We start from the raw sequence: 16,585 nt of genomic DNA, 5'->3' as shown, positions 1-16,585 counted from the left end.
TGACGCGATGAAGATACAAATTATAAACGGCCCCAATTTAAACCTGCTGGGCGTTAGGGAAAAATCTATTTACGGCGACAGTAGCTTCGAGACCTATTTAGCCGGGCTGAAGCAGCGCTACCCTCAGCATCAGATCGATTATTACCAAAGCAACGTAGAGGGCGAACTGATCAACAAACTGCACGAGGTTGGCTTTAGCTTTGACGGCATTGTGATGAACGCGGGCGCCTATACCCATACCTCGGTTGCCATTGCTGATGCTATCGCGGGTATTAACACGCCGGTTGTTGAAGTGCATATTTCCAACGTTTATAAGCGCGAAGAATTCAGGCATGTATCTATGCTGGCTAAAAACTGCAAGGGCGTTATCGCCGGCTTCGGGATGGATTCGTATCGACTGGCTATAGAAAGCTTAACTGTTTAATCGGTTATAACTGGCTAAAGTTTTTAATAACGCTTAGCCAGTCTTTACCAAAATCAACCGCTATCATTCGTCCCTCGGGCGATATGATAATTTTGCAGGGGTAGCCCGGCACCTTGTAGTTGCTTTGTACCTCCCCGTCCGACATGGCAACCGGCATCCCGAACTTGGTTTCGTCCAGATACATCTTCACGTTGTTCTCCGTATCGTTACAAGCAATGCTTAAAAAACTGACGTTTTGATATTTACCGGCCACTACTTCATCATTAAATTTATTAACCTTAGGCATCTCTTCGCGGCAGGGGCCACACCAGGTACCCCAAAAATCAAGCATCAGCCACCTGTCTTTATATTCGGTAAGCGCGTGTTCCTTGCCATCTATGCCCTTTAAAGTAAACGCCGGGGCCATTGCCCATTTGCTCATAATGCCCTCTTTAAAAAACTGCTTAAAGTCCCTGCCCGGAAATTTTTTTACGTACAGATCCTGCATCTCCTTAATATTTTCGGGCGCCGCGTTGATATGTTGCGCAAACATAGCCAGGGCTTCCGCTTCGTTCCCTGCATCCAATAATTTACTGATCAGGATATCGCGATAGCTGTCCTTCGTACCTAAAAAGAACCTGTCGTAATTACTGCCATAAGCCCGTTCGGCCCGCGAGTTTGGCGAGTATTTAGCGGCCTTAGCCAAAAGCTGCATGGCCTGCGGATCAGCTACAGTATCCCGGTTTAAATATTGCATGTAATAAGCGCCGGCCAATAGGTTTTGATGCACATAACGATCTGCATTTGCTGTATCGGCCGTGTATCGCTCCAGTTTTTGCACGGTTACATCCATCAGCTTTTGCGCGGCTTCAGTTTGTTTGGCGGCAACCAGCATTTGATACAACAATAAAGCGTAGCGCCCGCCATTACCTACCTGCATGTCCTTATCCCCCATCTTTTCAAAGTCTTCTGCCGTTTGCAGCATCAGCGGGATGTTGTTTTTTTGCTTCCTGGCCATAGCCCACATATAAAGCGGCTGGATCTTGCGGACATATACCGGATCGGGATTGGTTTTAAACAAAGCCAGCAGATCGTAATTACGTTTTTGCGATACATCATCTGTTTTGCTATCCTTATTATCCCTGAAATATTGCGAGAACGAATATTGAACCCATTCATCAAAAGCGTTGGTTTTGTAAGCGTATTTGGTTAGCTCGTAAGCGGCCTGCGCGCCTTGCTTAGATAAAGCCGTATGTAACTTATTATGCAGGTGCACCTGGTTTCCCTCAAGAAACTTATTGGGCGTTTCCAGCAGTAAGCTATCGTAGGTTAGGTAACTCCTATCACTCCTTACCGACTGCACCAGGTCTAACCTTCGGGTTAAATAGTATTTATCGTTTGCAAAACGGCTATCCGGATTTTTTATAAACTGGTACACCTTGGCCGAGTCGGACGAGGTGCCTTTTTTAAACGCGGCGCTCCAGTAGCTTAGTTTGGCGGCCATGTTTATCCACGCGGTATCGGGTAAGGGGTGTGCCGATGCTTGCGTCATAGCTTGTGTTAAGGTTATTTTGCTAACCGAATTTGCCCTGATGCCCATCTCAGCATTGGGTGTTAAACGGGCATCTTCTGTTTTGGTGCTGCTTTTTACCAGGCCGGTTTCCTTGTCAACAATATACTCGTGAGTAACCTTGCTATTATCTGTAGCCGAAGAAGCATAAGCCCGCAACGTGTTAGCGTTGATATTGGTGATACGAAATTGATTTGCCATATCGGCATTACCTAAAACCGGTTTAGCTTGCTGCGCCTGCGCGGGTTTAAAAAACAGGTCGTCTATTCTTTTAGAGATCTGCTCAGGCATCTGTTTTAAAATATTTTTGGCAACATCAGCATTAATATTCCATTGGGTTAGTGCCTGTTGCAGCGTTTCCTGCATACCCGCTGTACCTACAACTTCACCTTTAGGGTTTATAGTAACGGTAAACGGTTTATTTAACAAGGCCAGTGCGGTAAGCGCCTCGGTGGAATAGAGGTTGGTGTTTCGTATAGAATCGGTATTTAGCTGAACTTTGCCGCTACGGTTATCGTAAATTATAACGCGCGCAATTTTACATTCCAATACATTATTCCCCTCTCCGTTTCTACCTAACGATTTAAATGAATAGGTATAAATATCATCGCGCTTAAAAGTACCCACATCTTTATTGCGGGTAGTTATTTCAAATGTCTTCCCTTTCGGGATATTCAGTTTTTGAGCATTTGACGCGAACGCTGTGCAAAGCAGTATGGCGATAAGTTTGTAAGGTTTCATAACTAAAGATAAGATACTTAAATATACAATTTGTTACGCGTAACAAAAACCTTATAAAGCTTAACATTAATTATAAAACGTTTTGCATAGTTTTACGTTAACCCCAAATATCAACCATGATCTGCCTCCAAAAACATACAATGTATAAAGCATTTATCTACCTGCTTTCCATCCTGTTCTTAGTGATCGCCGGCCCAATGGCCCGGGCGCAAAATAACGCTAAAACGGATAGCGCTAAAAAAACACCGACATCCAAACGCGAACGCGAAAGGCGGTCGATGCGTTCCCGCGATGAAATGATGCGGGCGCTCAATCAGTCGGATACATCCATCAACGGCCTGCTGCAACGTATCGAACAATACACTATTACCTTTAACCAGATCAATAATAATCTTTCCGACGGACTGGATACCGCCGATATCAGCGGGCAGATCCCATCAGTAACCAGGAGGCTTAACCGTATGGACAGCCTGGCAAAGACCCACAAATCGAGTACCCTGCGTTACCTTTTTGTGCTGCGCGATAATTTAGACCGTACACAAACCAAACTGGAGGGCTGGCAATCGGACCTGGAGGATATCAATGCCCGGTTGGTGCAAAATCAAAAGGATCTGATCCGGTTTTTTAAAGATACATCCTTGCGTAATGTTCCAAACGATAGCTTACTGCGCCACACCTATTTCAAACAAGTTAAATCCATCCGTTCGCTTTGGCGCAGAACCGATTCGGTGAACCGCAAAAGCTTGTTGCAGGTTAACTTGCTGCAGGATAAAATTGCGGTAGCTTACAACCGGATCCTTGATCAAACCGACCAGATAGACGCCAAGATCAGGCGTTTTGCAATGAAAGCCATCGATGGTGAATCGGACTATATCTGGAATACCGGCCTGCAAACTGCCGATTTTAAAGAAGCTTTTAACAGTACCGTAAAACTAAACCGCATCCTGTTCAGCTATTTCAACAAGAACGAGCAACTGACCAACATGGCGGGCATTTTGTTCTTCGCGCTGGTTTTAGGCTGGGTAATATTTAGCCGCCAAAAAACTATCCGCAATAGCGAGAACCCTAAACTGGTGTTCGAGCGGGCATATTTTATCCAAAATCAACCGGTAATAGCATCGCTGCTGGTAGCCACGGCCATTGTGCCCTACTTTTACAATCAGCCACCGGTGGTTTGCCTGGAGAGTATTTTTCTGGTAGCCATTATTATTTCGCTGTTCCTGGTTTGGAAGCGCCATCCACAAACATTTGGCTTCCTCTCACCCCTGTTTTGGATCACGCTTGTGTATGGCTTCAGCAATTTGTTTATCCAAATATCAAACATCGACAGGTACGTTATCCTGCTACTTAGCATGGTATGCATTGGCCTGGGCTTATCATTCCTTAAAAAACTGAAAAGCCTGCCTGATGGGCACCTACCTTATACCGGTTTGGTGCTAAGGATATTTGTAGGGATGCATATCCTTTCGTTCCTGCTAAATGTAAGCGGGCGGTTCAGCCTGGCCAAAATAGTTGGCGTAACTGCCGTATTTAACCTATGGCAGCTGGTTATTTTTTACCTGGTGATACAAATTGTGCTGCAATGCCTGTACCTTAGTTTCCAAACCCGCAAAGATTCAAACAGTATCATCAACTGGATGGATTTTGATCTGGTGCAAAAGAAATTCACATCAGTACTGGCCACCATCGCCGGCTTGCTATGGCTTTTCACCCTTTGCCAAAACCTGAATATCGACGATTGGGCAAGCGATAACATCAGCGATCTGCTTAACCAATCGCGTACGGTAAACGGGGCATCGTTTACCTTTGGCGGCTTTGTTATCTTTATCGCTGTGATCTGGTTATCGTCGGTCACCTCGCGCATCATCAGTTATTTTTATGATGTATCTGCCCGCAGAGTAACCGACCTTTCGGTGTTGAAAAAGAAGAACCGCACATCGGCGCTGGTTATCCGGCTGGCGGTATTTTCGGCTGGCTTCCTGCTGGCGGTTGCAGCTTCAGGCTTCCCTTTAGAAAAATTAACTATCATCATCAGCGCCTTTGGTATCGGTATTGGTTTTGGCTTGCAAACCATCGTAAACAACCTGGTGTCGGGTTTGATCCTTGCCTTTGAAAAACCGATACAGATAGGCGATATTATTGAAGTGGGCGGTCAGTCGGGTACCATGAAGGAGATCGGTATCCGGTCGAGCAAGCTACTGACCAGCGACGGTTCGGAAGTAATCATCCCTAACGGCGATCTGATATCGCAGCACGTTGTAAACTGGACATTAAGCAACAGCAACCGCCGGATTGATCTGGCTGTAGCCGCCGCCTACGGTGTAGATATAAACAAAGTGAAAGACCTGCTGAAAGCCACGCTTACCAACCGCGATGATATCATGACCACGCCCGCGCCATCCGTTTACCTTAATGCTGTAAGTGAGCATTCGGTAGATTTTAAACTATTCTTCTGGGCCGATGATATTAACAATACCAGCGAGTTGAAAAGCCGGGTGCTGGCCGATATTTATACGGTATTGGGTGAGAATGGAGTTGAGTTGCCCTCATCGTGCCAGGATGTGAATGTGCGCTTCCCGGATGGAGTGCCGGGGGCAAGTAGTAGCAATAAAGAGACTCCTGGTAGCGATTTAGCCACAAAGGGCACAAAGAAATAGTGAATTTGTTAGCACAAAGGCACAAAGTTTTTTTGCTTGTTCGGATATAAAAGCTTTGTGTCCTTTACGAAAAAACCTTGCGCACTTTGTGGTTAAATTGCCCCCTGGAGTCTACTTATAAAAGTCTTCCAACAGCAAATCGCTGAATGCCTTTTTCTTTTTGATAAAGAAATCCCACACAATGTTATGCTTATACATACACTTCAGCGTTGAGTGATGCGCCTTGGCTACTTTGGCCACTTGCTTGTTGGACTTAAACAATTGTCTGATAAAGTTTTGATGTGCCCGGCTGATAGCCCAGGCGTCCTTGCGCTTACCCTCGTTCATAAAGCGAATGATCGCCATCAGATCTAAACAGAAGCGGATACTTATAGTAAACAGCGCACGCCCAAACGACAGGTTCTTTTTCAGCAACAGCAGGTTATTACGGAAATTGAGATAAGTTTTAAAAGGGTTCTCCTTATCCAGCGTCCCGCCGCCTACATGGTACACTTCCGATTCGGCGCAGTACATTATCTTGTAGCCCAGGTTTTTCAGGCGCCAGCACAAATCAATTTCTTCCATGTGGGCAAAAAAACGCTCGTCAAAGCCGCCGGTCATATCCCAATGCTTCTTTTTGATAAACAAGGCGGCACCTGTAGCCCAAAACACTTCGCCCGATTGGTTGTACTGGCCCCTGTCCTCTTCTACTTCGTAAAATATGCGGCCACGGCAAAAGGGATAGCCATAACTGTCTATAAAACCACCGGCAGCGCCGGCGTGTTCAAAATGGGTTGGGTTATGATAGGCTTTTATTTTTGGCGCGGCGGCGGCGATCATGTCGTCCGATTCCATCAGTTCAATAACCGGCTGTATCCAGTTAGGCGTAACTTCAATATCCGAATTAAGCAGGATATAATAATCGGCCTCTACCTGGCTTAACACACGGTTGTAGCCACCGGTGAAGCCATAATTATTATCGTTTTGAATAACGCGTACCGATGGGAACGTATTTTGAAGAAAGCGTACCGAACCATCACTGGAAGCATTATCGCCCACAACGATTTCCAGGTTTGGCCAATCCGATTTCATTACCGAAGGCAAAAACTGGCTGAGATACTTTAAGCCATTCCAGTTAAGGATAACAATAGCAACTTTAGGCAGGGGTTTCATTTATAAATTTCGGGGCTTAAATTTCCATCTCTTGTGCGACCACAGCCAGTACTGTGGTTCGGCTTTAATTACTTGTTCTAAATAAGCCACATGCATATTTGTTATTTCGTATTCGGCTGTCTTTTTAGGCTCGCTGGTAAAGTGAATAAAATCGTAAACATAATAACCACGCTTCACACAGCGTACATCCCAAAAGCCTACCACCGCGTTAGTGGCCATGGCCATCTTCTCTATCCCCAAAAATATTGCCGTTGGCTGGTTTAAAAATTGGGCAAAATATTGTACCGATTCCTGCACCGGCGTTTGGTCGGATACCAGCACCGTTAAGCTGGCCTTACCGCGCAGGGTAACCAGTTTGCGCAAAATATCCTTCATCGCCACCGGCGTCCCGCCAAAGCGCGAGCGTACATCTTTAAACAGATCGTCAAAAACCCGGTTAGCCAATGGTTTATAAACAATGATCCTTGCCTCGTCGGTTATCATGCTGCAGCTTAGCGCGGTGAGTTCCCAGTTGCAATAGTGCCCGGCTGCCACCAGCAGGGTGCGGCTTTGGTTTAGTATTTCGTTCACCCGGCTATCGGTATCGTTGTGTAATGGGCGCATTCGGCGACGGGCCTCCTGCGGCGATATGCTGAGCATTTTTATCGTTTCCATGATCAGGTCGCCCAGGTAATGGAAATATTTTTTTTCGATAGCAAGGCGGTCAGCAGCGCTTTTTTCGGGGAATGAATTGGCCAGGTTTTCGCGTACAACCCGCGTACGGTAACCTATAATACGATACAGGATGAGGTACAATACATCAGATATAAGGTACAGCATCCAGAAGGGCAGTAAGGAAATTAGGTACAAAAAGAATACGCCTATTCTTGAAAGCCCTTTATTTATCATTATTTTCGAAAAATTTTTTCTGAACAAACATAAAAATTTATGATGGATAAAGGTGCTGTTTTCCCAATGTTTTATCTGCCACCTGTTGCCTGGTTTGGCAAACTGAACCAGCACAAGCAGGATATTTTGATAGAAAAGGAGGAACACCTTATCAAACAAACCTATCGTAACCGCGCGCATATCTACTCGCCCGATGGTTTGCTGCCATTGGTGGTACCTGTTATTAAAGGAAGCAAGGTGCATACCAAAATAAAGGATGTAAAGATCAGTTACGATTTCCGCTGGCAGCGGTTGCACTGGATGAGCCTGCAGGCATGTTACCGCCGTTCGGCTTATTTTGAGTACTACGAAAGCGATTTTGCCCGTTTTTACGAAGAGAAGTTTGAATACCTTTTCGATTACAATCAACAACTGCTGGAGATGCTGTTGCGGATGACGAAGATAAAAGCGAATATTACCTATACAGAAGAATATCAGCCGGCTTACCCCGACCGTGCCGATCTGCGTTTAAGTTTCAATGCAAAGAAGGAACCCGCCGCCGAACAAAAACCCTACTTCCAGGTTTTTGAAGAGCGCAAAGGGTTTTTAAAAGACCTGAGCATTGTTGACCTGCTGTTTAACCAGGGGCCACAAACTATAAACTACCTGTAAATGGAGATCAGAAAAAAAAGCCGCATCAATTTCCCCAAAAAGCTTGGTAACGTAGGCGACAGCCCGGGCATGATCCGCATATCGGAAAATGCTATGAAGCCGATCATTAATGTTTACTCGTACAACGAGCAGGAACTGGTATGCTCGGAGGGTAACGACCTTGGCGTGATACTGGATCAGTTTAAAAAGTGCGATAACCACACGCACTGGATCCAGATAAATGGTTTGGGTGATATCAAGCTGATCGAATCCATCGGCGATCACCTAAAGATAAACCCTTTGGTTTTAGAGGATATTACCAGTTGCCACCAGCGGCCCAAGTTTGAAGAGTACGAACACTACGTTTTTGCTGTAAGCCGTATCCTGCACCTAAATGATGACAAGGAGCTGGTAAACGCGCAGTTTTCGGCGATTGTAAAAAAGAATCTCATCATCAGCTTTGAAGAAGACCACGAAGAACGTTTCGAAGCCGTTAAAAGCCGGTTAAAAGGCGGCAAGGGCGCCATCCGTACAGCCGGACCGGGTTATATGTGTTACGCACTTACTGATACTATCATTGATAAATATTTTGTGATACTGGCTGAAATGGGCGACTACCTTGACGCAACTGAAGACAGGCTATACGATAAGGCCGATAAGAGCATTATGTACGATGCCCAGCACCTGAAGCGCAAGTTGATCGGCCTACGTCGGGCCAGCTGGCCCGAGCGCGATAAGGTGAACGATATGATCCGCACGGATAGTCCGCTGATCACCCCGGAGGTGAAAACCTACCTGCGCGATGCTTACGACCATTGCATCCAGATAATGGATCTGATAGAAAGCTATAAGGAGATCACATCAAGCATTATCGATCTGTACCTATCTATGGTGAGTAACCGTATGAACGAGATCATGAAAGTGCTGACCATCATCTCGGTGATATTTATCCCTTTGACTTTTATTGCCGGTATTTACGGCATGAACTTTTCGCGACAGGGTGCGGATGGCAAAGTGATACCGGATAACATGCCCGAACTGTACTGGAACCATGGGTACATTTATGCCCTGGTACTGATGGGGGTAATTGCCGTAGTGCAGTTGTATGTGTTTTGGAAAAAGGGGTGGTTTAATAGGTTGTAAGGGCATTTATCAATATAAGACTTGTCATTTCGAACGATAGTGAGAAATCTTATACGTGCGGTAAACATATCGTATAAGATTTCTCTTTCGCCCCATTCCCCTATTCCAGCCCAGCTCTATCGTGACAAACGGGTACTATTGGTCTACTTCCTATCCTTCACCCTGATCACCAGTTTCAACCCCGACCATACCTCATCCACGGCGCAAACCTTCACATCAACCAAACCGTTTTGTAAAGCCTCATTCCGTATAATATCTTCGGTAATATCCGTTACAATTTTTGATGCCTTTTTGGGCCATGATACCCAAACCATACCGTTTTGTTTGATCTGATCCTTTAACATCGGCAATAGGCTTAAATAAGATTGTTTATCCTTTACAAACAGATGGATCAGATCGTGCCCGCTGCTTATTTCATTAGCAATCTGTAAGTCGGCAGGCAGATCGGTAAAGAGTTGAAAATAATAATCGGGCGCGTTAACCAAAGCGATATCAAAGCCTTGCTTAATGCCCAGCTTCTTAGCCAACGGTGTGCCCGAGTAGCCTGCGGCAGGCTTCGTTATCTCGTCCCCCATTCCCATATCCCAAACTGTATCTTTTTATCAACCGCGTGGCCCGACTGCTTCAGGCAAAGCATAACCTGCCCGCGATGGTGCGATTCGTGCGAGATCAGGTAACCTAAAAACGCCGTAGCGTTAGGCTTAAAACCTTTTATCTTATCACCGCTTTTTTCAAATAGCTGTTCAACGGCAAAGCCGCTGGCTTTTAATTCAGTGGTCAGCAACTCTTTGGTGATGCCTTCTTTCTCTATCTTATTTAACCCTTCCAGTAATCCAGGGTCGGCAACCTTTAACCACATCAGGCGCACATTGTGGATATGCGCAAACTGTTCGCCAACGTTACGGCCTTTGGATGTGGATACATCTTTCAGGTGAGCTTCATCAATAGCATCGAGCAAGTATAAGTTAATGCGATTATGTATCTGCCAGGTCTCGGTAAGCGGGTTCATATCTTAAGGAATAATTTGTTTTAAGTGATGCTGCATATGGGCTACGTAGTCGTGCGCTAAAAATTCTACGGTGTTCAGGCTAACGGTGTCCCGGCCATTATCGCATTTCATCTGCCAGCGGTCGGCGGGATAGTTGTCCAATACGCGTTGTATCTGCCCGTTTATCAATCGCCATAAAAGCAGTACGGTAGTGGTATCGGCCTTTTGATATTGCTGCGCCGCCACCCATTCATCCTGGAAATAGATCAGCTTAAAGTTTTCTTCATAAGTGCAGCGCACAAAACGCTGCAGGTTAATTTGCGCGCTATCGGTCAGGTGCCCGATGATCTCCTTTGGCGACCATTTATCAGGCGCAGGTTTCAGTTCCCAGTCGATTTTGCTGGTTCTGAGTTTCTCTATAAAGGCATCAACGGTAGCTACAACGGGGATCTTCATCATTTTTTTTAAGCTGAATAAATATAAACATAATATTGCATTGCCCTAATTTTTGCAAAAAAGCCTATCTTCAAACCTTTTTAAAAACCAAGCATGACGTTAAACTATATCTGGATATCATTCTTCATCATTGCCTTTACACTGGCGCTGATTAAACTGGTTTTTTTAGGTGATACCGAGATCTTTAAGCAACTGGTTGAGGGGATCTTCGATTCGTCCAAAACATCGGTAATGGATATCGCACTGCCATTAACCGGCGCTATGGCTTTTTGGTTGGGCATCATGAATATCGGCGAAAAGGCTGGCGCCATCAACTTCCTATCGCGCATTGTTGGCCCATTCTTTAACCGCATGTTTCCCGAAGTGCCTAAAAATCACCCGGCTGTTGGGCAAATGATGATGAACTTTTCGGCCAACCTGCTGGGACTCGATAACGCCGCTACCCCACTGGGCTTAAAGGCCATGGGCAGCTTGCAGGAACTTAACCCGGAGAAAGAGACCGCCAGTAACTCGCAGATCATGTTCCTGGTGCTGCATACTTCGGGCTTGCAGTTATTGCCTGTAACCATCATCGCGCAACGCGCCATCATGAACGCACACGACCCTACCGACGTATTTATCCCCTGCATCATTGCCACTTATGTAGCCACCGTTGTAGGTATGCTGATAGTAGCTATTAAGCAACGTATAAACCTTTGGGACAGGGTAATTATGCTTTGGCTGGGCGGGATGACGGCTTTTATCACCCTGCTGGTTTGGTATTTTACCGCTTATTTAACCAAGCAGGAGATCAGCGATTTCTCTAAGATTGCCAGTAATGTGATGTTGTTTGCCATCCCGGTTATATTCATCATTGGTGCCATGGTAAAAAAAGTAGCCGTTTTTGAAGCTTTTATCGATGGGGCCAAAGGCGGATTTGAAACTTCGATCAAGATCATCCCCTACCTGGTAGCCATGTTGGTTGCCATCAGCGTTTTCCGCAATTGCGGGGCCTTGGGTTATATTAACGATGGCGTGCGCTGGGTGTTTACCCAACTGCATACCGATACCCGCTTTATCGATGCCATGCCGGTTGCTTATATGAAACCGCTCAGTGGTTCAGGCTCTAAGGCGATGATGATAGATACCATGAAAACCTTCGGACCGGATAGCTTCCCCGGTCGCTTGGGTTGTATTTTCAATGGTTCGGCAGATACTACCTTTTATATTGTGGCCTTGTATTTTGGTTCGGTGGGTATTAAGAAGTCGCGCTACGCTATCCCCGCTGGCCTTATTGCCGACTTCGCGGGTATCATTGCCGCCATTTTAGTTGCATATTTGTTTTTTGGATAGATTTTATGAAACGATATTTTTTAATACTGATCGCAGCCCTTATCATGACAGATGCCGACGCGCAGGTAAAGCAAAACCTCACCCCCGAAACGCTTTGGAAACTCGGTCGCCTGGGCGATCAGCATATCACCCCCGATGGTAAGCAGATCCTGTTCGGCGTTACGCAATTTAACATGGTGCAGAATAAATCGGAAGTGAACCTTTTTACCGTTCCTGTGGCCGGTGGCCCAATGCGACAGATCACCAACGAACCCGGTAGCAAGTCGATACTGAAGATAGCACCCGGCGGCCGCGTGACTTACCTGTTTGAGGGCCGTATTTGGCAAATGAACCTCGACGGCGATAACATGACCATGCTAAGCGCACAGCCGATGGACGATATCGACAATGTGCGCCTCTCGTCCGATGGCAAGAAGATCCTGTTTAGCCGCGATGTGCCGATTGCCAAGATCTTAGGCAAGGATAAATACGCCGACCTGGCCAAAAGCAACGCTTACGTATTTACCGATCTGAACTACCGCCATTGGGATACCTGGGCCAACGGCAAATGTTCGCACCTGTTTGTAGCCGATATTAACGGTGGCTCCATCAGCAACGAGAAGGATATTATGGCATCTGAGCCTTACGATGTACCCCAAAAACCGAGCGGCGGCCTGGAAGATATGATCTTTAGTCCGGATGGTAAAAGCATCATCTACGTTTGCAAAAAGAAGACTGGTAAGGACTACGCGCAAAGCACCAATACCAATCTTTATCAATACGATATCGCCACCGGCCAAACTACCGAACTGACCACCGGCATGAACGGTTACGATACCAACCCCGCTTTTAGTCCCGACGGCAGCAAGCTGGCCTGGCTGAGCATGAAGGAAGACGGCTACGAGGCTGATAAGAACGATATTGTGATCCAGCCCAAAAATGGCGAGAAGTTCAATCTGACTAAAAACTGGGACGAGTCGGTAAGCTCATTCCGTTTTAGTAACGATGGCAGCAAGATCTACTTCCTGGCGGTGCATAACGGTACCGAGCAACTGTTCCAGATCGATCTGAGCATGACCATGGGTTCGCCGTCCGCCATTAAGCAGCTGACCAGCGGCCAGTGGGATATCAACAACATTGTTGCCCAGGCGGCCAATACGCTTATTGTTAACCGCACCGATATGAACCACGCTAACGAGATCTACGTGGTTAACCTGAACGACGGCGGCATGCGACAGATCAGCAGTATTAACAATGATATTTATAACCGCACCCGCCTGAGCAAGGTAGACGAGCGCCACATCAAGACCACCGACGGCAAGGATATGCTGGCCTGGGTGATCTACCCGCCCAACTTCGACCCGGCGAAGAAGTACCCTACCCTGTTGTTTTGCCAGGGCGGGCCGCAATCGCCGTTATCACAGGGTTATTCCTTCCGCTGGAACTTTCAGTTGATGGCGGCGCAGGGCTATATTGTCATCGCGCCTAACCGTCGCGGCATGCCGGGCCATGGCGTGGAGTGGAACCGCGAGATCAGCGGCGACTGGGGCGGGCAGGCCATTAAGGATTACCTGTCGGCTGTCGACGATATCAGCAAGGAGGTTTATGTCGACAAAAACCGCCTCGGTTGCGTTGGCGCCAGCTATGGCGGCTACTCGGTTTACATGTTGGCCGGAGTGCATAATAAACGCTTCAAAACCTTTATAGCGCACGATGGCATTTTTGATATGAAGAGCTGGTATGGTACTACCGAAGAGATCTGGTTTGCCAATAAGGACCTTGGCGGCAACTATTGGGATAAGGACAATAAAACCGCCAGGCGCACCTACGATAAGTTCAACCCATCCAACTATGTCGACAAATGGGATACCCCCATTATGGTGATACAGGGCGGCAAGGATTACCGTGTGCCGATAGAGCAGGGTTTGCAGGCCTTCCAGGCAGCGCAGTTGCGGGGTATCAAATCTAAACTGCTGTACCTGCCCGATGAGAACCACTGGGTGCTAAAACCTCAGAACGCCCTGGTTTGGCAGCGCGAATTTTATGAGTGGCTAAAGGAAACTTTGTAGAATCTTATCATAAAAAAATTCGGGAGCTTCTAAAAGGCTCCCTTTGTTTTTGAATGCCTTTGTAACGCACGAAATTAAAGAACATAACGGGCCCTGCTTGTTGCCTTATGCCCTATTTAAGCCACAATCGCTGTTTTCACGATCAGAGCGTTCCCGGTTTGGTGGCATCCATCGGGTCATATCGTCAAAGCACGTATTTTAACGCCTTAAAAAGGAATGAAAAAACGGTTGTTTTTTATCGGGTTACTGCTAAATTCGCGCAGCATACGAAAACTTCGTTTGCAGGATAGTACAATAAAGATGAATTGGGGCGAGCATTTAAAAGAGGATACAATATAGCTAAAAATTGTGAGATATCCTATCACTTAATTTGCATATCAGGGGTATTCTTACCTGCAAATCCCCTTTTTTAATTATCTTTACGGCAACGTAAAAAGATGATATTGAAACAGAAAAGGCAGCGTATTTGAATGAACCGTTACACCCGCACCGCTTTTGCTTTGCTGTTTGTTTTTACTGTTTTTGCCATAAGCGCATACGCGCAAACTGTTAGCATCGTCAATTTTAATTCCACAACGCCTTATTCGCCCGGCTCGGTGGTAACGGTGAATATCAGCGTGAGCGATCCCGCTGCCAAAATAACTGCCACCAATGCATTTACGCTTTATTTATCGCAGCCTGATGGCAGCTTCGGCGCGGCTAAAACGGCTATCGGCACCGTTAACGGAAAAACCGCTGCCAGCATTACGGGCACTATCCCCTATAGCACCACGCCCGGCAGCTATCGCATCCAGGTTGAAGCGTCGTCGCCTGCCTTAAGCAGTAATATCGTAAATATCAATATCGTAAACACCTGCGATCTAAGCTTTTCCACTACGCCAGCCAAAGGTTGTGCCGGCACCAACGGCATGCTGAGCATTAGCTTTACCAATACATCGCCACCCGGCACAGGCTATCACTGGGATTTTGGCGACGGAAGCGGCGTTTATAACGGCAACACCCCATCCCCACATAATTTTGCAGCCACTACCGATGGCAGCGATAAGGTTTACACCGTTACCCTGATATCCGATAACTGCCAAACCCGTTTTACCCAAAATGTAACGGTTTATCCTAATAAGCCCATCGCCTCCATTGCTTATAATACCCCTACCGAAGGTGTGCCCAATGCCTGTTCGCCATATATCATAACGGTAAAAAATAAAACACTCGGTACCAATGCATCCTACAGTTATACCTTAAAGGATAAAAACGGGACCATTGTTGACAATGTAGTTAAGACCGACAATACGCCGGCGAGTTTTACCCGCACGCCCATCACTACCGATGATGAGATAAAAACCTATACGGTTACGATGCAGGCCACCAGCACCTGCGGGGTAACCAGCGCTGTAAGTAATCAGTTGACATTTACTATCGCGCCATCGGCCATTTCGTCCAATTTAGAGGTGTTACCGGTTAGCCCATCCAACAACAAAGTTATAGGCTGCGCCCCCTTTACTGTTATTTTACGCAACAGATCGGCGGGCGGTACTTCATACGCTTATAATATTTATAACGGGGATACCTTTATAGAAGCAGTGAGTGTTAATGATAAAACGGATGTTTATTATACCTTCACAAACCCCGGAGAATACAAAGCATCCTTGGGTGTTTTCAGCAATTGTACTTCAGGTAAGGAATCATCTAAAATAAGCATCACCGTGCTCCCTCCGCCCGCGCCTGATTTCCAGATCACGCCGGCGGCCGATTGTACCCAAACTACCGTCAATTTTAAAAACACTACCCCCGATGCTTCAAGCACCGCCCCTGCAGCATCCTATCAATACACCTGGGATTTTGGCGATGGTAGTCCGCAGGTAACCGCCTTCAGTCCCTCGCATACCTACGCTTTCACCAATAAGGATGTTAAATATAGCGTAACGCTTACGGCGATAAACGCCAACGGCTGTACCAAAATCATCAAAAAAACCGACCTCATTAGCCTTAATGCACTGCCGCTTGCTGATTTCGCGGTCAAGCCCGATACTATTGTCAACATCCCCAATTACCATGTAGATATTATTGATAAAAGCACCGGCGGCGCAGCGCAATGGGCATGGGATTTTGGCGATGGCGGCCAATCAAAGCTTCAAAACCCATCGCATACCTATGCCGATACCGGTACTTACAAGGTAAAACTGGTAATGCACACCGCGTCGGGCTGTACCGATACTAAAATACATACCATCCATGTGGTGGGTGTGCCCGGACAGTTATACGTCCCCAACGCCTTTATGCCTACCAGTTTAACCCAGGAGCTGCGGGTGTTTACTGTAAAAGGCTCGGGCATTAAGCAATGGACGATGCGCATTATGAACAACTGGGGGCAGGTGATCTTTGAGACCAATAAGCTGAATAGCAAAGGCGAGCCGCTGGATTTTTGGGATGGCAAATATAAAGGGCAGGAGGCGCCGCAAGGCGTTTACGCCTGGGAGATATCGGCACAATTTATTAACGGCACCGAATGGAGTGGCATGAGCTATAAAGGTTCGTCGCCAAGGCGCTCGGGTACACTTACACTCATCAGGTAAAAGC

General features: G+C 46.6%; 13 protein-coding genes. 7 read left to right on the top strand and 6 right to left on the bottom strand.

What is annotated here, in order from left to right:
- Positions 1-7: 7 nt before the first annotated feature.
- Positions 8-424, top strand: coding sequence for a type II 3-dehydroquinate dehydratase (gene aroQ / locus HQ865_RS08615; protein ID WP_173414506.1), 417 nt, complete (start codon positions 8-10; stop codon positions 422-424).
- A 4-nt stretch (positions 425-428) separates the two neighbouring features.
- Here aroQ and HQ865_RS08610 read toward each other — a convergent pair whose 3' ends face one another.
- Positions 429-2,714 (bottom strand): TlpA family protein disulfide reductase, encoded by a 2,286-nt coding sequence (locus HQ865_RS08610; protein WP_173414505.1) that lies wholly within the window; start codon positions 2,712-2,714, stop codon positions 429-431.
- Between the two features lie 140 nt (positions 2,715-2,854).
- Between HQ865_RS08610 and HQ865_RS08605 the strand changes: the two genes are divergently transcribed.
- Complete coding sequence (locus HQ865_RS08605) at positions 2,855-5,371, top strand: mechanosensitive ion channel family protein (RefSeq protein ID WP_173414504.1); 2,517 nt, start codon at positions 2,855-2,857, stop codon at positions 5,369-5,371.
- A gap of 111 nt (positions 5,372-5,482) precedes the next feature.
- Here the strand turns inward: HQ865_RS08605 and HQ865_RS08600 are convergent, their stop codons facing one another.
- Both HQ865_RS08600 and HQ865_RS08595 read right to left on the bottom strand, forming a co-directional pair.
- Positions 5,483-6,523: a glycosyltransferase family 2 protein gene (locus HQ865_RS08600; protein ID WP_173414503.1), complete on the bottom strand. Its 1,041-nt coding sequence runs from the start codon at positions 6,521-6,523 to the stop codon at positions 5,483-5,485.
- Positions 6,524-7,342 carry a lysophospholipid acyltransferase family protein gene (locus HQ865_RS08595; RefSeq protein ID WP_237073778.1) on the bottom strand — a complete coding sequence of 273 codons (819 nt, stop codon included), beginning with the start codon at positions 7,340-7,342 and terminating at the stop codon, positions 6,524-6,526.
- Positions 7,343-7,453: 111 nt separating this feature from the next.
- Here HQ865_RS08595 and HQ865_RS08590 point away from each other — a divergent pair, with 111 nt between their 5' ends.
- Positions 7,454-8,062 (top strand): WbqC family protein, encoded by a 609-nt coding sequence (locus HQ865_RS08590; protein ID WP_173417757.1) that lies wholly within the window; start codon positions 7,454-7,456, stop codon positions 8,060-8,062.
- Entirely contained in the window at positions 8,063-9,184 is a 1,122-nt protein-coding gene (gene corA / locus HQ865_RS08585) for a magnesium/cobalt transporter CorA (RefSeq protein ID WP_173414501.1), read from the top strand.
- 143 nt (positions 9,185-9,327) lie between these two features.
- Here corA and HQ865_RS08580 read toward each other — a convergent pair whose 3' ends face one another.
- From HQ865_RS08580 to HQ865_RS08570, 3 genes are read right to left on the bottom strand one after another with little or no spacing between them, the layout of a single operon-like run.
- Positions 9,328-9,765 carry a DUF3052 domain-containing protein gene (locus tag HQ865_RS08580; protein ID WP_237073777.1) on the bottom strand — a complete coding sequence of 146 codons (438 nt, stop codon included), beginning with the start codon at positions 9,763-9,765 and terminating at the stop codon, positions 9,328-9,330.
- Positions 9,744-10,193 (bottom strand): DinB family protein, encoded by a 450-nt coding sequence (locus HQ865_RS08575; protein WP_173414500.1) that lies wholly within the window; start codon positions 10,191-10,193, stop codon positions 9,744-9,746. Before HQ865_RS08575 ends, HQ865_RS08580 begins: the two co-directional genes overlap by 22 nt.
- A 3-nt stretch (positions 10,194-10,196) precedes the next feature.
- Positions 10,197-10,631, bottom strand: a complete 435-nt coding sequence (locus HQ865_RS08570; protein WP_173414499.1) for a DinB family protein — start codon at positions 10,629-10,631, stop codon at positions 10,197-10,199.
- A gap of 90 nt (positions 10,632-10,721) precedes the next feature.
- On the opposite strand from HQ865_RS08570, the gene HQ865_RS08565 reads away from it, so the two are divergent.
- The 3 genes from HQ865_RS08565 (at position 10,722) to HQ865_RS08555 (ending at position 16,581) form a co-directional block, all read left to right on the top strand.
- A complete protein-coding gene (locus tag HQ865_RS08565) occupies positions 10,722-11,960 on the top strand; it encodes a nucleoside recognition domain-containing protein (protein ID WP_173414498.1) in 1,239 nt (412 codons plus the stop codon).
- A 5-nt stretch (positions 11,961-11,965) separates the two neighbouring features.
- The gene (locus tag HQ865_RS08560) at positions 11,966-14,008 is read left to right on the top strand and encodes a S9 family peptidase (RefSeq protein WP_173414497.1); all 2,043 of its coding nucleotides are present in this window, start codon (positions 11,966-11,968) and stop codon (positions 14,006-14,008) included.
- Positions 14,009-14,478: 470 nt separating this feature from the next.
- Positions 14,479-16,581 (top strand): PKD domain-containing protein, encoded by a 2,103-nt coding sequence (locus HQ865_RS08555; protein ID WP_173414496.1) that lies wholly within the window; start codon positions 14,479-14,481, stop codon positions 16,579-16,581.
- Positions 16,582-16,585: the final 4 nt, after the last annotated feature.

It is taken from the genome of Mucilaginibacter mali, assembly GCF_013283875.1.
GTDB lineage: Bacteria > Bacteroidota > Bacteroidia > Sphingobacteriales > Sphingobacteriaceae > Mucilaginibacter > Mucilaginibacter mali.
Note: the sequence above shows the minus strand (reverse complement) of the source record. Positions and strands in the feature narration are given on the sequence as shown.